Genomic DNA, 258 nt, shown 5'->3' with positions numbered 1-258 from the left:
CTGGTCAGCGGCAGGCTATCCAGGCCGAGGCTGTTCCGTTGGCGCTCCGCCTCGGGCAGCAGCTGCCAGGCGGGGCGGCTGCCGGCGATGAAGTAGACGCCAGGCACCTCCGCGAAGCGGGCGGAGGGGCCGTTGACCCAGATGAGGCCGGCGACCGGCACCTTGCGGCGCACGACGACCGGCCGGGGCGGGCCGCGGGCGACCACCAGGATCTCGTCGCCACCCGGGCCGATCGGGGCCTCGGTGCTGCCGAAGACC

Annotated in this window: 1 protein-coding gene; it reads right to left on the bottom strand. The window is 75.2% G+C overall.

Features of this window, described 5'->3' with window-relative positions; translation table 11 throughout:
- A partial coding sequence (locus AC0IW9_RS31180) for a TIGR02186 family protein (RefSeq protein WP_471652169.1) occupies positions 1 to 258 on the bottom strand: 258 nt, incomplete at both ends.

The sequence above is a fragment of the Belnapia sp. AC561 genome (assembly GCF_979252845.1).
The sequence above is the reverse complement of the archived record's forward strand: the minus strand, read 5'-3'. Positions and strand labels throughout refer to the sequence as shown.